Annotated in this window: 17 protein-coding genes; 5 read left to right on the top strand and 12 right to left on the bottom strand. The window is 60.5% G+C overall.

Annotated elements, in window-relative coordinates:
• Nucleotides 1-91: 91 nt before the first annotated feature.
• The 3 genes from DKK66_RS10680 to DKK66_RS10670 are packed head-to-tail and all read right to left on the bottom strand — an operon-like array spanning nucleotide 92 to nucleotide 2,221.
• A complete protein-coding gene (locus tag DKK66_RS10680) occupies nucleotides 92-550 on the bottom strand; it encodes a flavodoxin family protein (protein ID WP_062789114.1) in 459 nt (152 codons plus the stop codon).
• Nucleotides 547-1,479, bottom strand: coding sequence for a DUF1853 family protein (locus DKK66_RS10675; RefSeq protein ID WP_131357882.1), 933 nt, complete (start codon nucleotides 1,477-1,479; stop codon nucleotides 547-549). The genes DKK66_RS10680 and DKK66_RS10675 overlap by 4 nt, the downstream gene beginning before the upstream one ends.
• Complete coding sequence (locus DKK66_RS10670) at nucleotides 1,457-2,221, bottom strand: RNA methyltransferase (protein ID WP_045846730.1); 765 nt, start codon at nucleotides 2,219-2,221, stop codon at nucleotides 1,457-1,459. Before DKK66_RS10670 ends, DKK66_RS10675 begins: the two co-directional genes overlap by 23 nt.
• A gap of 141 nt (nucleotides 2,222-2,362) precedes the next feature.
• Between DKK66_RS10670 and DKK66_RS10665 the strand changes: the two genes are divergently transcribed.
• Entirely contained in the window at nucleotides 2,363-3,154 is a 792-nt protein-coding gene (locus DKK66_RS10665) for an inositol monophosphatase family protein (protein ID WP_062789113.1), read from the top strand.
• A 73-nt stretch (nucleotides 3,155-3,227) separates the two neighbouring features.
• On the opposite strand, the gene DKK66_RS10660 is transcribed toward DKK66_RS10665, so the two are convergent.
• Both DKK66_RS10660 and DKK66_RS10655 read right to left on the bottom strand, forming a co-directional pair.
• Nucleotides 3,228-4,742 (bottom strand): DHA2 family efflux MFS transporter permease subunit, encoded by a 1,515-nt coding sequence (locus DKK66_RS10660; RefSeq protein ID WP_207389768.1) that lies wholly within the window; start codon nucleotides 4,740-4,742, stop codon nucleotides 3,228-3,230.
• A complete protein-coding gene (locus DKK66_RS10655) occupies nucleotides 4,739-5,185 on the bottom strand; it encodes a MarR family winged helix-turn-helix transcriptional regulator (RefSeq protein WP_045846581.1) in 447 nt (148 codons plus the stop codon). The genes DKK66_RS10660 and DKK66_RS10655 overlap by 4 nt, the downstream gene beginning before the upstream one ends.
• 129 nt (nucleotides 5,186-5,314) lie before the next feature.
• Between DKK66_RS10655 and DKK66_RS10650 the strand changes: the two genes are divergently transcribed.
• Nucleotides 5,315-6,100, top strand: a complete 786-nt coding sequence (locus tag DKK66_RS10650; protein WP_131357879.1) for an ABC transporter substrate-binding protein — start codon at nucleotides 5,315-5,317, stop codon at nucleotides 6,098-6,100.
• Here the strand turns inward: DKK66_RS10650 and DKK66_RS10645 are convergent.
• The 5 genes from DKK66_RS10645 to DKK66_RS10625 form a co-directional block, all read right to left on the bottom strand.
• The gene (locus DKK66_RS10645) at nucleotides 6,097-6,393 is read right to left on the bottom strand and encodes a SemiSWEET family sugar transporter (protein WP_131357877.1); all 297 of its coding nucleotides are present in this window, start codon (nucleotides 6,391-6,393) and stop codon (nucleotides 6,097-6,099) included. The two genes, DKK66_RS10650 and DKK66_RS10645, sit on opposite strands and share 4 nt — an antisense overlap.
• A gap of 6 nt (nucleotides 6,394-6,399) precedes the next feature.
• Entirely contained in the window at nucleotides 6,400-7,164 is a 765-nt protein-coding gene (gene ugpQ / locus DKK66_RS10640; RefSeq protein ID WP_131357874.1) for a glycerophosphodiester phosphodiesterase, read from the bottom strand.
• A 228-nt stretch (nucleotides 7,165-7,392) separates the two neighbouring features.
• The gene (locus tag DKK66_RS10635) at nucleotides 7,393-8,403 is read right to left on the bottom strand and encodes a cytochrome d ubiquinol oxidase subunit II (protein WP_131357871.1); all 1,011 of its coding nucleotides are present in this window, start codon (nucleotides 8,401-8,403) and stop codon (nucleotides 7,393-7,395) included.
• On the bottom strand, nucleotides 8,400-9,743 hold the full coding sequence (locus DKK66_RS10630; protein WP_131357868.1) for a cytochrome ubiquinol oxidase subunit I: 1,344 nt from the start codon (nucleotides 9,741-9,743) through the stop codon (nucleotides 8,400-8,402). Before DKK66_RS10630 ends, DKK66_RS10635 begins: the two co-directional genes overlap by 4 nt.
• A gap of 5 nt (nucleotides 9,744-9,748) precedes the next feature.
• A complete protein-coding gene (locus DKK66_RS10625) occupies nucleotides 9,749-10,315 on the bottom strand; it encodes a GbsR/MarR family transcriptional regulator (RefSeq protein WP_131357866.1) in 567 nt (188 codons plus the stop codon).
• A 264-nt stretch (nucleotides 10,316-10,579) separates the two neighbouring features.
• On the opposite strand from DKK66_RS10625, the gene mutS reads away from it, so the two are divergent.
• The 3 genes from mutS (at nucleotide 10,580) to DKK66_RS10610 (ending at nucleotide 14,226) form a co-directional block, all read left to right on the top strand.
• On the top strand, nucleotides 10,580-13,129 hold the full coding sequence (mutS, locus tag DKK66_RS10620; protein WP_131357862.1) for a DNA mismatch repair protein MutS: 2,550 nt from the start codon (nucleotides 10,580-10,582) through the stop codon (nucleotides 13,127-13,129).
• Between the two features lie 68 nt (nucleotides 13,130-13,197).
• Complete coding sequence (locus tag DKK66_RS10615; protein ID WP_045846588.1) at nucleotides 13,198-13,629, top strand: hypothetical protein; 432 nt, start codon at nucleotides 13,198-13,200, stop codon at nucleotides 13,627-13,629.
• A gap of 189 nt (nucleotides 13,630-13,818) precedes the next feature.
• Nucleotides 13,819-14,226, top strand: a complete 408-nt coding sequence (locus DKK66_RS10610; protein ID WP_131357859.1) for a hypothetical protein — start codon at nucleotides 13,819-13,821, stop codon at nucleotides 14,224-14,226.
• 73 nt (nucleotides 14,227-14,299) lie between these two features.
• On the opposite strand, the gene aceK is transcribed toward DKK66_RS10610, so the two are convergent.
• Complete coding sequence (gene aceK, locus DKK66_RS10605) at nucleotides 14,300-16,042, bottom strand: bifunctional isocitrate dehydrogenase kinase/phosphatase (RefSeq protein WP_131357856.1); 1,743 nt, start codon at nucleotides 16,040-16,042, stop codon at nucleotides 14,300-14,302.
• Between the two features lie 52 nt (nucleotides 16,043-16,094).
• Nucleotides 16,095-16,772, bottom strand: a complete 678-nt coding sequence (locus DKK66_RS10600; protein WP_045846590.1) for a pseudouridine synthase — start codon at nucleotides 16,770-16,772, stop codon at nucleotides 16,095-16,097.
• Nucleotides 16,773-16,959 lie beyond the last annotated feature (187 nt).

Raw genomic sequence — 16,959 nt, 5'->3', positions numbered from 1 at the left:
GCGCAATGCGCCTTACCGCCCTTTTTGCATCTTCCGCCCATCCGGGCAGGCGCGCCATTCTCCGCAAGCACTAACTCTTCCGGGCAAGGTATTACCAGCGCCCGATCAGCATGCCGGCCACCAGTTGCTCGGCCCGTTCCGCCACTTCAGCCAGCTGCGCGGCGTCCGGCTCGCCGCGTACCACCACGGCGGGCAGCACTTCGTGCCAGCCATAGCCGGCGATGATGCGCCGCATGGCGTGCACAGCCCCCATGCCATCGTTACCGGCGGACACCAGCAAGAGGCAGGCCAGCCCCTCGGTACGGCCCTGCGCGGGGTAGAAGGTGCGGTCAAAGAAATCCTTCATCTTGCCCGCCATATAGCCAAAATTCTCCGGCGTTGCCAGCACGATGCCGTCTGTTGTCAGCAAATCATCCAGTGTGGCCTGCTCGGCGGGCAGGCAGTTGAACTGCAGGTCATCGGCCAGCTGCGCTACGCTGGCGCGCACGGCATCAACCAGCTGCAAGGTGCGGCCGGTCTGGCTGGCATACAACAACAGCAAGCGCTTCATGCGGCGGGACTCCCTGGCAGCGTGGCCATCAATGCCTGCAGGCGCGTTGCTTCGGGCCAGCCTGGCGGCACCACGAAACCGCGCGCCACCTCCTCCCAGTAGCCATCGCCCAGCGGCAACAGCTCGGCCACCAGTTGCGGCACCACGGCCTGGCGCAATTCCTGGCGCAGGCTGTGCTGTTCACGCACTTCGGCTTCGGCCACGCGGGCCGGAGCCAGCCAGTTCAAGCGTGGCAGCCACATCCAGCGTGATGCCGGGCTGCTACTGGGCCAGGGCTGCAATAGCGGGCTGAACCAGCCTTGCAGCTGATCCGCAGCCAGTGGCGGCATGGGGCGGGACGGTCGGGAATAGAAAAACCAGCCGGCCAGCCGGGCCTGACTGGCGCAGGCCACAAAGTCTGGCGGCAACACGCGCCGGGCCAGGGGGTGGCGGGACAGCTGCAACTGCGCCTGCAATTTACCCGCCTTCAGCAGCCAGGCATCGCGCAGACTGGGGCCTACCAGACTGTCCGGCCCCTCGCCCAGTTGCAGATAGAATTTGCTGGCGGTTTCCACGTGCAGTGGTTCGCCATCCAGCCGGATCAGGAAATCAAATTCGCCAATGGTGCGGCCGCTGGCGTCCCGTAGCGGCAGATTGGCGGCCACCAGCTCGATATGGGGCGCGAGGTGAAACCAGAAAGCCAGCAAGCGCTCGGCATAGTGGCCCAGACGGCGACAGGGCTGGTCGGCCAGCCAGGCATAGAGCGGTGCCGGGTCTTGCTCCAGCGCGGCCAGCAAGGCCGGGCCATCCGGGCCCAGCAGGCGTTGTGGCGAAAGATTGCAGCCGCTATCCCAGGGAGCAGGGGCGGTCAGCAAGAAAGCCAGATCACGCAGCGCAGGCTGCGTGTAAGGCAGATAAAAACCGCGATCAGGATTCGCCGCCGTGCTCATGGCCGTCTGCCACGCGCTGGATCTGCTTCATCAGGCCACGCAGGATGTCCACCTCGTCGCGCAGCATGCCGGAACGGTTGAACAGCGCGCGCATGCGGCGCATCAGTCGCTCGCTGTTACGGCGGCGGTAGTAGCCGATGGCGTCCATGGTCTGGTCCAGATGCTGGCAGAAGCCTTCCACCTCGCCCAGGCTGGCGGTTTCGCTTTCCGGACGCAGGTATTCCACATCAACGCCGGTATGGCTGAACAGCTCGTAAGTCATCACCTGCACCGCCATGGCCAGGTTGAGCGAGAAGTAATCCGGGTTGCCCGGAATGGTAACCAGCCGGTTGCACTGCTCCACTTCTTCAATCGACAGGCCGAAGGTTTCATTGCCGAACACCAGCGCCACCTGTTCGCCATCGCGCGCGCGCGCCACCAGTTCCGGCGTGGTTTCGCGCGGGGTGGAAAGTGGCGTGGTGAGTTCGCGGCGGCGGCTGGTGAGCGCGCAGGCCACGGTGACGTCGCTGAGCGCCTCACTGAGGCTCGCCACCACGGTGGCGCTCTCCAGCACATCCACGGCACCGGAGGCCAGGGCATTGGCTTCATCGCTGGGAAACACTTTGGGTTCAACCAGATACAGGCGGGTCAGCCCCATGGTTTTCATCGCCCGTGCGGCCGAACCGATATTGCCCGGATGGTTGGGCCGAGCCAACACGATGCGAATGTTTTTCAGAAAATCAGGTACTTGGGGTTTATTCATCAGCAGTTTCACATTAAAATGGCGGGCATATCAAAAAGCCCGCGCGCTCGCGCCGGCTTTTTTTGTTCCTTAACCCAGATTGTTACTGTCAGATGTCGAGCCATGTTGGCTGACATCTGCTATCCGTTCTAGAGGCCGTCAATGCATCCGATGCTCAATATCGCGGTTAAAGCCGCCCGCCGTGCTGGCAGTGTAATCCAGCGTGCGTCGCTTAACCTCGATACCATTCGTGTAGAGAAGAAAAAGCACAATGACTTTGTGACCGACGTGGACCGCGCTGCCGAACAGGCCATCGTGGACATGATTCTCGAGGCGTATCCCAAGCACGCCATTCTAGCAGAAGAGTCCGGCGCCAAAGGCGTGGGCTCCTCCGAATACGAGTGGATCATCGACCCCATCGACGGCACCACCAACTTCCTGCATGGCCATCAGCAATACGCTATCTCCATTGCACTGGCGCACAAGGGCCAGGTGCAGCAGGCCGTGGTGTACGACCCTAGTCGTAACGATCTGTTTACCGCCTCGCGTGGTGTTGGCGCTTTCCTCAACGACCGCCGCATCCGTGTTTCCAAGCGCTTCATGATGAATGAATGCGTGATCGCCACCGGTTTCCCGGTATCCGACCAAAGCTATATCGACCAGTATCTGGGCATGCTCAAGGATGTACTGGGCAAGACTGCCGGCGTACGTCGCGAAGGCGCTGCCTCGCTCGACCTGTGCAATGTCGCCTGTGGCCGCGTGGACGGTTTCTGGGAAATGAACCTGAAGCCGTGGGACATCGCTGCGGGCAGCCTGATCGTGCAGGAAGCCGGTGGCATCGTCACCGACCTGAGCGGCGAACAGGAATGGATGGAATCCGGCGACATCGTGGCCGCCAACCCCAAGGTGCTGGCCCAACTGCTGGCGACCATCGCGCCGCACCTGAACAAGTAATCATTGCCTCGGTGCAGGCAGCAAAAACGGCAACCCCAGGGTTGCCGTTTTTTTATTTGCCGCTCGCTGGCGGCTATTCGTGCATCACCACTTCCACCGCAGGTGCATCCGCAGCAGCCTTGCGCGGCCGGAGCAACAACAGCAAGGGCAGCATGGCCAGAAAGCTGTAGGTAATCAGCCAGTACACATCGACGATGGATACCATCAGCGCCTGGCGTTGCAACTCTGCCGCCAGCTGGGTGGCGCTTGTGCCATCCACCACCGTCTTGCCCATGCGCGCCAGATAGTCCTGCAACCAGGGATTGTCGGCACTGAAAAAACCGCTCAAGGCATTCCAGGCTGACTGCTCGCCGCGCGAATAGGCGGTACTGACAATGGCAATCCCCACCGAGGAGCCCATGGTGCGCAACAGGCTGAACAGCCCAGCGGCCTCGGCCGACAGCCGTGCAGGCAAGGTGGACATGGCCATGGCCGACAACGGCACATAAATCATGCCCAGCCCAAAGCCCTGCAACAGCACCGGCCAGGCAAACCAGAATGGACTGGTATCCAGGTTGTAATGGGTACACACCCAGGTGCCGCAGGCACCAATCAGCAAGCCACTGCCAATCAGGTAACGCGAATCCACCCGGCCAATCAGCTTGCCCACAATCATCATGCTCACCAGGCTGGCAATGCCGCGCGGTGCCATGATCAGGCCGGTATCCAGCGTGGGGTAGTGAAACAGCCCTTCCAGCATGATGGGCTGAATCACCATGGCCCCGTACATGGACAGGCCCAGCGCGGCAATGACAATACTGGCAGCCACGAAATTGCGGTCTTGGAACATGTGCAGGTCGAACAAGGGATGGGCGCTGCCGGACAAGCCACGCCAGATGAAACCCACCGCGCCCAGCACCGCCAGCACGCTGGCCACCACGATGCCGGTACTGGAAAACCAGTCGTCGCCATTCCCCCGGTCCAGCACATACTGGATGCCACCAATGGCCAGCGAAATCAGCAACAGGCCCAGCCAGTCGATGTCGCGCTCGCGCTTGGGCGTATCCGGCACCTGGCGCGCCAGCAGCAAGGACAACAGCCCGACTGGCAGGTTGATGAAGAAGGTCCAGCGCCAATCGAACATATCGGTCAGCCAGCCGCCCAGCGTGGGCCCGGCAATCGGCCCCACCATCACCCCCATGCCCCAGATGGCCATGGCCTTGCCACGCTGTTCACGCGGGTAGTTGTCTACCATGATGGCCTGCGACAAGGGCACCAGCGCAGCGCCGAACACACCTTGCAACAGACGGAACACCACCAGCTGGCCCAGATTCAGCGCCACGCCGCACAGCATGGATGCCAGCACGAAGCCGCTGATGGACAGCAAGAGATAGCGTCGCCGCCCCAGTTTGTCAGTCAGATAACCGGTCAGCGGCATGCAGATGGCGCTGGCCACCAGATAGCTGGTCAGCACCCAGCTGATCTGGTCTGACGTTGCCCCCAGTTCGCCCTGCATTTGTGGCAGTGCCACGTTGACAATGGTGGTGTCCAGTACCTGCATCACCGTGGCCGCCATCACCGCCACGGTCACCAGCACACGCTGGCTCAAGCGCCCGGCTCCTGAGCCTGTTCGGCAGCATGGCGGATTTGTGCCAGCACCTTGATGCAGGTTTGCAGCTCGGCCTCATCCAGCCCGCCCAGCAGTTCGGCTTTCAGCGCATCAGCTACTTGCAGCAGCTCGCCGGAAACCTGGCTGGCCTTGGCCGTCAGTAACACCCGTTTGGCACGGCGGTCCTGTTCATCCTGCTGGCGGGTGACCCAGCCATCGGCCTGCAATACATCCAGCAGCCGCACGAGCGAGGCCGGTTCAATGCCCACCCGGGCGGCGAGTTCGTTTTGCAGCAAGGGCTCACCGGCACGCCCCAGTTTGAGCAATACCTGCCAGGTAGCCTGGGAAAAACCATAGGGACGCAGTCGCTGGTCCAGCAAGGCGCGCCACGCCTTGGGGACGGCACCCAGCAATTCGGCAAGTTCTTGATGAGACTGTGGCATGAGGCATCCTGAATTTGATTAGCTCACTAATTATATGTCTGCAAATTTTCATCACCAAGTACTTCATCACATGAGCCGGGGGCATGCCAGCCATCTGCTATGCTCTTATCATTGGACAGGAGAACCACCATGCCCCAGTTGCTTACGCGCTTGTATCTTGCCGCCTTGTGCTGCCTGCCGCTGCTGGCACTGGCTGCCGGCCCGGACTGCAAGCGCAGCTACACCCTGGCCCTGCATGAACATGGCCTGCTGTATAACGCCGGCACGCGCAGCGGGATTGATAAAGACGTGGCGGACGAGCTGATCCGCCGCAGCGGCTGCAAGGTGGAAGTCAGCCTGCTGCCGCGCTCGCGCATCTGGAAATTGCTGGAAGTGGGCAGCCTGGATTTCAGCCTGTCAGGCATCACCAATGAACAGCGCGAACGCTACGCGGCGTTTGCCTGGTATTTTGCCGACAAATACAGCCTGATCGTACGCAAGGACAGCGGCGTGCAGACGCTGGCGGATTTCACCACCCGCAATGACGTGAAGCTGGGTGGCATCCTGAGCTTCCGCTACAGCAACACCATCAATCAGCTGGTGGACAAACTGGACCAGCAAGGACGGCTGATCGGCAGTTACGACTATGAAACCTTGTATCAGAACCTGCGCCAGGACCGCACCCAGGCCATCATCATCGAGCCGTTTGATTATTCGGATCTGGAAAAATACCAGGTGGCCAAGCTGGTCCGCATGGTGGAAACCAATGACCAGCCCACGCCCCACGGCCTGATCATGTCGAAAAAAACCATCTCGCCCGAACAACAGGAACGCTGGCGTGACCTGATCAACGACATGCGCCGCGATGGCACGCTGCTGAAAATATTCAGTAAGTACTTCAACCGCGAAGAAGCGCAGCAGATGACCAGCTTCTAGCCGCCCGGCCTGTCCGCTTGCGGCTGGCGGCGTGCATCAAACACCAGCTTCATCAGCAGCACCGCCATGCTCAGCAGCAAGGTCAGGCCATTGGCCAGCACCACCGGTCGTGAATGAATCAGCAGGCCGTAACTCAGCCACAAGGCCACGCCGCTGCACATCAGCAGATACATGCCCAGCGAGATATCCCCAGCCGATTTCTTGCGCCATACCAGCCACACCTGCGGCAAGAAAGACAGGGTTGTCAGGCAACCGGCCAACAGGCCCAGCCATTCCACCAGTGCGGCGTGCATCCGGCCTTACTCCGTCAGCCATTGGGCAGGCTGCAACAGGTCCAGCCGGTCGGTGCAGACGCTATCCACACCCCAGGCCATGATTTCGCGCGCCCGCGCCACATCGTTCACCGTGTAGCACAGCAACTGGTAACCGGCGGCCTTGATGGCGGCGGCCAGCTGCGGTGTCAGCGTGGCATGGTCGCAATGCAAGGCAATGCAGCCCAGCCACTGCAAGGTGGCCTGCCAATCCGCCAGAATCTCCTCCACCAGCCAGGCGCGTGGCAAATCCGGCTCGGCCAGCTGTGCGGCGCGCAGGGCGTCCACACTGAACGATGACAATAGCGGCGGCACGGCCGCACCGGCCCACAGTCGCGCAGCTTCTTGCGCCACCAGACGGCCGGTTTCATCATCGCGTCCCGGACAGGGTTTGATTTCCACATTCAGCAGCATGCCCTGCGCCCGGCAATAGGCCGCCACATTGGCAAAGCCTGGCAGCGCCTCGCCGGCAAACTGCGCACCCTTCCAGCCACCGGCATCCAGCTGCGAGAGCTGCGCCATGCTCAGCTCTGCGGCCAGACCATGGCCATTCGTGGTGCGATCCACCGTATCGTCGTGCAGCAGAAAGCACACATTGTCGGCGGACAGCTTTACATCACACTCGGCGGCCCGATAACCATACGCCACCCCGGCACGGAAACCGGCCAGCGTGTTTTCCGGAGCCATGACGCCGCCGCCACGATGGGCGACCAGCCGGGGATAGGGCCAGGGTGAGGTGTGCTGCTGCGTCATGTGGTTCTCCATCCGGAAGGGTGTGCAGGAACAAGACAGATCATGCCTATCGTAACGCCAGGCAGGCGCTCTGCCAGTGCTGATTTGCGGCTATTTCGTCAACGGCGGCCAAAGCAGGCCGCATTGTCCATTACACCGGCAAAAGGCTGCAATTATCTGGCCTGTATGTGACCCGGACATGACAAAACCCGACCTGGATGCGACAGGCCGGGTCGGAACCATCCACAATCACTGATAACGCAAAGTACCGGTCTTGCCCCAGAACACCCGGTAGGCAAAGGCGGTGTAGCCGATGATGCAGGGCAGTACCAGCAGCGCGCCCCACAGCATGATCCACAAGGCTTCAGGGTCGCTGGCGGCCTGCCAGATATCCATGCGGCCCGGTATCACCTGCGGGAACACGCTATAAGCCAGCCCCCAGAAGGCCAGCAGCACCATGCCCACGGTGGTGGCAAACGGCAGCCAGCAATAGCTGTCGTTGCCGGCTGCCTGACGCCGGGCCAGCCGTGGCAGGGCCAACCATTGCACCACAAACAGCGCCAGCGTCCCCAGCGGCAAGGGCAGCAGCAAGAACAGCTGCGGCAGGGCAAACCATTTGCCGGCGATGGCCGGATTGGCCAGCGGCGTCACGATGGACACCAGCAGCACGGCCAGGCCCGCGCCCGGCACACTGCGACGCGCCCAGCCAAGTGCCTGCCTTTGCAAGGCACCTTCCGTCTTCATGATCAGCCAGCAGGCACCCAGCAAGGCATAGGCCGCAGTCAGCCCCGCTCCCACCAGCAAGGCAAACAGCCAGGGCAATGCCCCATCGGCAAAACCGGTCAGATAGCGGCCCAGCATCACGCCTTGCGCCAGCGAAGCCAGCAAGGAACCGAAGGCAAAGATGGCATTCCACCATGGGCGGTGCGGGTCACGCGCCTTGACGCGAAAATCGAAGGCCACCCCGCGCAGGATCAGCCCCACCAGCATCAGCAGTACCGGAACGTACAAGGCACCAAACACCACGCCGTGCGCCATGGGGAAGGCCACCAGCAATAGCCCCGCACCCAGTACCAGCCAGGTTTCGTTGGCATCCCAGAACGGGCCGATGCTGGCCACCATGCGGTCCTTGCCGGCATCGTCCGCCAGTGGCAACAACAGGCCCACGCCCAGATCAAAGCCATCCAGCACCACATACACCAGCATGGCCAGCCCCATCAGCCCGGCGAAGATCACCGGCAACCAGTATGCAGCGTTCATGCTTGCACCTCCTTAAGCTCCACGGCAGCATCAGCCTGTCCTGCGGCTTTGCCGGCCAGATGAAACAGCACCGAGATGTAGGCCAGCAGCAGGCCGGCATACAAGGCGAGGTAAGTCAGCAGCGAACCGGCCACCATGCTACCGGTCGCCGCCCCGGCAGCCTGTGCGGTGGTGAGCACACCCGTCACCAGCCAGGGCTGGCGGCCGATTTCCGTCACATACCAGCCAGCCAGCGTGGCCACCCAGCCGGCAAAGGTCATGCCGACCAGCAAGTACAGCAGGCGACGGTCCAGTCCGGCAGCATCCCGGCGACGCAACTGCCAGGCGGTGAGCCAGGACGCCAGCAGCATCAGCACCCCTACCCCCACCATCACGCGGAAGCTCCAGAACACCTTGGCCACCGGCGGATGCTGGGCAAATTCGTTCAGGCCGCGGATTTCGCCGTCAGGGTCGTGCTTGATGATCAGGCTGGCGAGGCGCGGAATGCCCAGCGCGTAGTCATTGCTTTGGGTATCGGCATTGGGCAGGGCAAACAGCAGCAAGGGCGCGCCACGCTCGGTGTGCCACACCCCTTCGATGGCGGCCAGCTTGGCCGGCTGGTGTGCCATGGTATTCAAGCCATGCGCGTCCCCCGCCAGGATTTGCAGCGGAATCAATAGCGCCGCCAGCCAGACACCGGTTTTCAGTGCCACGGCATTGCCCGCGCTGCGGTCGGCCTTCAGCAGACGATAGGCCGACAACCCCGCCACCAGAAAGGCCACGGTCAGGCCGGAGGCCAACAACATGTGCGTCAACCGGTAAGGCATGGACGGATTGAAAATCACCTCCAGCCAGCTGGAGACATGCGCGCGGCCATCCTTCATCACGAAACCGGCCGGAGTTTGCATCCAGGAATTGAGCGCGATGATCCAGAACGCCGACAGGCTGTTGCCAAAGGCCACCAGCAGCGTAGCCAGCGTATGTACCCGTTCCGACACCCGGCTGCGGCCAAACAGCATGATGCCGAGAAAGCCCGCCTCCAGGAAAAACGCAGTGAGGATTTCATAGGCCAGCAAAGGCCCGGCGATATTGCCCACCGTTTGCATATAGCCCGGCCAGTTGGTGCCGAACTGGAAGCTCATGGTGACGCCGCTCACCACGCCCAGGGCAAAGGACAGTGCAAAAATCTTGACCCAGAACCCGTAGGCATCCATCCACGCCTGCCGGCCGGTGCGCAGGTAACGCAGCTTGAAGAACAACAGCACCCAGGCCAGCGCGATATTGATGCTGGGAAACAGGATATGAAAGCTGATATTGGCGGCAAACTGGGCACGTGCCAGTGCCAGGGCATCCAGTTCCATGACGGCTACTCCCTGTCAGTATCTCGCCCGGTCAGCTTGCTCAGCGACTGGGTGAATTGCAGTACTTTCTGCACCTGCGAGCCCAGCTTCATCAACCGCTGCAGGGTTTCCACATCCATGTGCTGGATGTCGGAGAACCAGGTGGTGACCAGCTCGATCAATTGATACATCTCGCTCATGCGCTGTTGTGCATGACGCTCGGCATCGCTGGCCGGTTTCTCCATCATCGCCCCGCGCAGCATGGTGAGGGTGGGTTCCACCTCGCGCTTTTTGCGCTCCTCGGCCAGGGTCTTGAAGATGGCCCAGACATCGTCCGGGGTGGAAAAGTATTCGCGCCGGTCGCCGGGATAATGCTGCAGCTTCACCAGCCGCCACGACTCCAGCTCCTTCAGCCCCATGCTGACATTGGAACGGGAGAAACTCAGGCTTTCGGCAATTTCATCGGCATTGAGCGGCTTTTCGGAAACAAACAGCAGGGCATAAATCTGACCGACGGTGCGATTTATGCCCCAGCGGCTGCCCATTTCACCGAAATGCGCCACAAAGGACTGAACAAGGGGGGTGGTATTCATGACTTCCTCAATTTTCAGGAATTTCTGAAAGTTTGATAAAGATCATAATTTCATCACTTGGTTCCGGTCAATGCACAGATTGCTTGATCAAACAGCTTGCCAATCAGTACAGTCCATGGATGCAACATGTGCTTGCAGCCCGCCACCGCCGCGATGCTGGCCTGACACCCAGAGCCCGCTACGGTAGAATTCGCGTTTTGCGTCAGCGCCCCGCCTCGGTGGGGCGTTGTCATCTGCACCCGATATCAAAAGAGCACCACGCGCATGAGCACGCCCCAGCACACCCCGATGATGCAGCAGTACTTCGCCCTGAAAAGCCAGCATGCCGACAAGCTGCTGTTCTACCGCATGGGCGACTTTTACGAGCTGTTCTACGAGGATGCGGAAAAGGCGGCGCGCCTGCTGGACATCACCCTCACCACCCGCGGTGCCAGCGGCGGCAACCCGATCAAGATGGCAGGCGTGCCCTATCACGCTGCCGAAGGCTATCTGGCACGGCTGGTGAAAATGGGTGAATCGGTGGCCATTGCCGAACAGATTGGCGACCCGGCACTAGCCAAAGGCCCGGTGGAACGCAAGGTGGTGCGCATCGTCACCCCCGGCACCCTCACCGACGCCGCCCTGCTGGACGACAAGCGCGACAACCTGGTGCTGGCGGTCAACATGATCAAGGGCACGCTGGGCCTGGCCTGGCTATCCATGGCCAGTGGCGAATTCAAAATCATGCAAACCAGCGTGGAAGAGTTCGCCAGCGAAATGGAACGGCTGAAACCGGCCGAGCTGGTGCTGCCGGACGACAGCGGGCTGAATATCTTCGAACAAGTCAGCTGCCCGCGCAAAAAGCTGCCGCCCTGGCAGTTTGACCACGACTCCGCCCAGCTGGCGCTCACCCGCCACTTTGGCACCCATGATCTGGCAGGCTTTGGTGCCGACACCCTGCCGGTGGCGGTTGGTGCCGCCGGTGCGCTGCTGGAATACGTCAAATCCACCCAGAGCGTGAACCCGGCCCACATCGCCCAGCTGGCAGTAGAAGACGCAGGCGAGCTGATCCGCATGGACGCCGCCACCCGGCGCAATCTGGAACTGACCGAAACCATACGCGGCGAGCCCTCGCCCACACTGGCATCCATGCTGGACACCTGCGCCACCAGCATGGGCAGCCGCCTGCTGCGCCACTGGCTGCACCACCCCATCCGCCAGCACGGCAAGCTGCAACGCCGGCTGGAATCGGTACGCGCGCTGCTGCCGGTGCATCAGGATATCCACGCCCAGTTGCGCGAAGTGGCCGACATCGAACGCATTACCGCCCGCATTGCCTTGCGCAGCGCCCGTCCACGCGACCTGGCCGCCCTGCGCGACTCGCTCAAGGCCCTGACCGGTGCCAAGCAGCTGGCCGCCAGCCTGGACGCCCCGCTGCTGGGTGAACTGTCGCGTGTGCTGCCGGACGAGTCTCCGGTCGAACAACTGCTGAGCGCGGCCATCCTGCCAGAACCGGCCACTTTCCTGCGTGATGGTGGGGTGATCAATCACGGCCTGAATGCCGACCTGGACGAGCTGCGCGCCATCCAGACCGATTGCGGCGACTTCCTGCTGGCGCTGGAAGCGCGCGAGAAGGAGCGCACCGGCATCACCACCCTCAAGGTGGAATTCAACCGCGTGCACGGCTTTTATATTGAAGTCTCCCGCGCCCAGGGCGACAAGGTGCCGGACGACTATCGCCGTCGCCAGACCCTGAAAAATGCCGAGCGTTACATCACGCCGGAACTGAAGGAATTCGAAGACAAGGCACTGTCGGCGCAAGACCGTTCGCTGGCCCTGGAAAAGCAGCTATACGAACAGCTGCTGGACCAGCTCGCGCCCTATATTCCCGATCTCAAGCTGATCGCCCAGGCCGTGGCCGGGCTGGACGTGCTGGCTGCTTTTGCCGAACGCGCCAGCAGCAATAATTATGTCGAACCGGAATTCGTCAGCGACACCCGGCTGGAAATCATCGAAGGCCGTCACCCGGTGGTGGAAGCTGAGGTGGAGCGCTTCATCGCCAACGACACCCGCCTGAGTGACAGCCGCAAGCTGTTGCTGATCACCGGCCCCAATATGGGCGGTAAATCCACCTATATGCGGCAGAATGCGCTGATTACCCTGCTGGCCCATATTGGCAGCTTCGTACCGGCCAACCGCGCCATCATCGGCCAGATCGACCGTATTTTTACCCGTATCGGAGCCTCGGACGACCTGGCGGGCGGCCGCTCCACCTTCATGGTGGAAATGACCGAAACGGCGAATATCTTAAACAACGCCACCGCCCAGTCACTGGTGCTGATGGACGAGGTGGGCCGTGGCACCTCCACCTTCGACGGCCTGGCGCTGGCCTGGGCCATTGCCAAGGCGCTGATCGAAAAAAGCCGTGCCTACACCCTGTTTGCCACCCACTATTTCGAGCTGACCACCCTCGCCGAGCAATACCCGTCCGTGGCCAATGTTCACCTGTCTGCCGTCGAGCACAAGGACCGCATCGTGTTCATGCACCATGTGGACGAAGGCCCGGCCAGCCAGAGTTACGGCCTGGCAGTGGCCCAGCTGGCCGGGGTGCCTCCCAAGGTGATTCGCGAGGCAAGACGCTATCTAGCCGAGCTGGAAAACCAGTCTGCCGCCCGCGTTCAACCCGACCTGTTTTCCGCTCCGCCAGCGACGGCAAATGTAGTGGAAGTCGCCCCTGATCCGGCACTGGAAATGCTGGAAGAAATCGACCCTGACGAACTGACACCGCGCCAGGCACTTGAATTTCTCTATAAAGTGAAAAAAGCGCTGAAATGATTCAGCAAAATTTCTGCCGTCTTCTATGATGAAAAAATCATGACAACCAGAGAACAGGAGCATTAATCATGTCGTCGCAGAGCACTGCCAGTAATCCGGGATTGATTCGTCTGTTTGGTCACGCCGGAGAAGATGGCAGCATTTCCCTTCAAGCCATTCGCGATAGAGCCTCCAAGCAGTTGACACGTTTTGCCACGCTGGCAGAAGAAGAACTGGCTGCCCGCCAGATCAGCATGCCCCCGGCCATCAGCCTGGTCAGCTGTCCTGGTTGCAGTCTCACACTGGAAAACAATCACCCACAGGCCGACGACATCCTCACCTGGCTTGCCGGCAATGCCAAAGTTTCCAGCCTGTTCAAAGAAGTGGAAGTCCTGTTTGAAATTATCCGCGCTACTGAGTACGCAGGTGAAACCTTCCCCGAATCATCCTGCTTCCATATCGGCCTGACCAGTGCGGGTCCGATTGCTTATTTTGAAGATCACGTGTGCAGTCAACAGTAATCCGCCAGGCCTGCGGCCTGACCGACAGGGAGACTCAGGTCTCCCTGTTTGCTTTTGGGCCTGACGTAATAGCTGGTCAATAGCCCTGGCCAGCCACCTGCAAAAGTGAAATTTCCTAGGGGATCATCAGACTCCCGGGTGCTCAAGTACTTCTACCATCAAGGTACGCACTTTTACTGGAGCCACCCCATGCCCCTCACCGAAACCATACGCCCGGCCATCGCGCCACAGCGCCCACCTTTGGCACCCCAAGAGCCTGGGCTGGCAGAAAACCTGTTATTGCAAGCCAAAACCCTGTTGGGCATGTTTGGCCAGCAAGCCCTGCAGGAAATGAAAGCCCGCAGCATCCATATCCCGCCAGCCATCTGCCTGATCAGCAACGCGGAAGGCACGCTGGAATTGCACAGCCAGCATCCGCAAGCCAGAGCCATACGCTTGTGGCTGTCCAACAGCCATGACTTGCGGCTGTCATTCCATGAAACACGCGCATTGTTTGAATTGCTCAATACCTGCTCCCCCTCCAAAGGCTATATACCAGGCATGTCGTTTTGCATCGGCCTCACTTCGGCCGGCCCACTTGCCTATTTTTCGCACTGAAACCAGGCCCCCGCCGCTGTCATCACAAAAAAGGGGAAGCTACGGCTTCCCCTTGCTGCATTGATGCTCACACCTACGGCTGGCGAAAACGCATTTCCACCGGATACGGAAAAAAGTCCTCGATCACGCCATCCTTGATGCGCTGCTGACACTGCTGCCAGAACCGTGGATCCAGCAGGTCTCGGTGATACTTGAGGAAAGTCTTGCGAATCTGTGGATCGCCCAGCAAAAAGGTGGCAAATTCTTCCGGAAAAACATCATGGCGGCCAACCGGGTACCATACCTCGCCGGAGAGTTCCATTTCCGGATTGGGCGCAGGCGGTATGCGGCGGAAATGGCAGTCCGTCATGTATTCGATTTCATCGTAATCATAAAAAATCACCCGACCGTAGCGGGTCACACCAAAATTCTTGAACAACATGTCGCCCGGAAAAATATTGGCCGATGCCAACTCGCGGATAGCCATGCCGTAGTCGCGAATCACCCTCTCCTTTTCCGTCTCGTCGCATTGCATCAGGTATATATTCAGCGGCTTCATGCGCCGCTCGATATACAGATGGCGAATGACAATGCTGTCGCCGCTTTCTTCTATCATTGATGCCGCCTGACTGCGCAGCTCATCCAGCAATTCCGCGGTAAAGCGGCTGCGCGGAAAGGCCACATTGGAAAACTCCAGCGTATCGGCCATGCGCCCTACCCGGTCATGCCGTTTCACCAGCCGGTATTTGCGCTTGACCGTATCGCGGTCCATTTCTTTGGGCCCGCCAAAGACATCCTTGATCAGTTTGAACACATAGGGATAGGACGGCAGGGTAAACACCAGCATCACCAGGCCACGAATGCCGGGCGCAATGACAAACTGGTCATTGGAATGCTGCAGGTGCTGCACGAAATCGCGATAGAAAGTGTTCTTGCCCTGCTTTTGCAGGCCCAGCATGGTGTAAAGCTCGGCCTTGGTCTTGCTGGGCAGCATGCTGCGCAAAAACTGCACATAGGCTGATGGCACTTCCATATCCACCAGGAAATAAGCCCGGCTGAAGGAAAACAGCACACCAATGCGCCAGGGCTCCAGCAACACGGTGTCCAGATACAGCTTGCCGTTTTCATCGCGCAGTACCGGTACGGCAAACGGATAGCTCACGCCACCATTGATCACCTTGCCGAAAATATAAGCCGCCTTGTTGCGATAGAAGGCCGAGGACAATACCTGGATTTGCAGATTGGCTTCCGGGCTTGGCCATTGGCCGGAAAAATACTCCGCTATCGCGCCCAGCACGCAGGCCAGATCCCGGCTCAAGCGGGCAAAAGGCAGCGCCCAGGCAAAATCTCGCACGATCTGGCGCATCACCTGGCGCAAACCACTGGCCGCCGGATAGTAACTACGATAGCAAGGGGGATCAGACTCGATATATTCGGTGGAAATGACCGGACGGATAAAGATGAAATCGTTGTTGAAGTAATCCCGGTGCAGCATGCGAGTGAATACCGAATTGAAAAAGGTCTCGGCCAGCTCCGGCTGCTTGTGCTGGGTCAGCAGGCCGATGAAGTACAGCTTGGCCTGCTGCCAGATTTCATCATCCAGCAAATCGGCATGAAATTCGTGATGCAGCCGGCCAACTGTTTCTTCCACCCGCTCGTCGTAAAACTGGATGCGGTCGCGGATGGCCTGCTGCACGCCTTGCCAGTCCGCGCGCTCGAACAGGGATTTGGCCTGCTTGCTGCAGGCGCGGAACAAGCGGTAATGCTTGTTGAACCCGGCGACAAGCGCCTGGGCGATATCGCGGGCAACCGGGTTGTAGTACTCGGGAATATGCATGATGGGGCCTCATCGCTGTCGCGCATCCAGCCAGCAGCCCCAACGACAACAATCAGGACTTGTTTTTGCGGGCAAAACGGAAAGAGGGTTGCGCTCGGGACTGACCGCCCCCCGCCCCCGCCTTCCCCTGGGGCAAGGGCGTCGGCTTGCCCAGACGCTCAGCATGGGACAGTGCCGGCAAATCTTCAAGACTCACCTCGATGCTGCGCAACTCGCCCGGCTGCATGTCACCCAGCTGCCACGGGCCAATGGCTGCGCGCACCAGTCGCAAGGTAGGCAGCCCCACCTTGGCCGTCATGCGGCGCACCTGACGGTTCTTGCCTTCGCTGATGATGATTTCCAGCCAGCAATCCGGTACGGTCTTGCGAAAACGCACCGGCGGCTTGCGTTCCCACAAGGCTGGCGGGTCGATCTGGCGCACCTGGGCCGGACGGGTGACAAAGTCGCCCAGATCCACCCCGGCGCGCAGCGCGGCCAATTGTTCTTCGCTGGCACGGCCTTCTACTTGCACCCAGTAGGTTTTGGGCAGTTTCCAGCGCGGGTCGCTGATGCGGTGTTGCAACGCACCCTCCCCGGTCAGCAACAGCAGGCCTTCGCTGTCGGTATCCAGGCGGCCGGCCGGATAAATGCCCGGTGTGGAAATATGATCCTTCAGCGTCGGATGCAATTCGTGCCGGGAAAACTGGCAAATGACGCCATAAGGTTTATTGAACAGAAAAAGCGCGGGCATTGTGGCTGGACCATGCAGAAAGTGAAGTCATGGCCCGGATGATACCAAGGAGCGCCAGCACTGGTCATGCCACCATTCCGCAACTTGCCGCGTTGTCCCAGGCAAAGCACTCACTGCGACAAAGGAGGACAGCAAAAACCGGAACATGGAACTATGCTGTGGACTGCAACTCACAGCACCGGTGCGT

This window comes from Aquitalea sp. USM4, from assembly GCF_004328945.1.
GTDB lineage: Bacteria > Pseudomonadota > Gammaproteobacteria > Burkholderiales > Chromobacteriaceae > Aquitalea > Aquitalea pelogenes.
The sequence above is the reverse complement of the archived record's forward strand: the minus strand, read 5'-3'. Positions and strand labels throughout refer to the sequence as shown.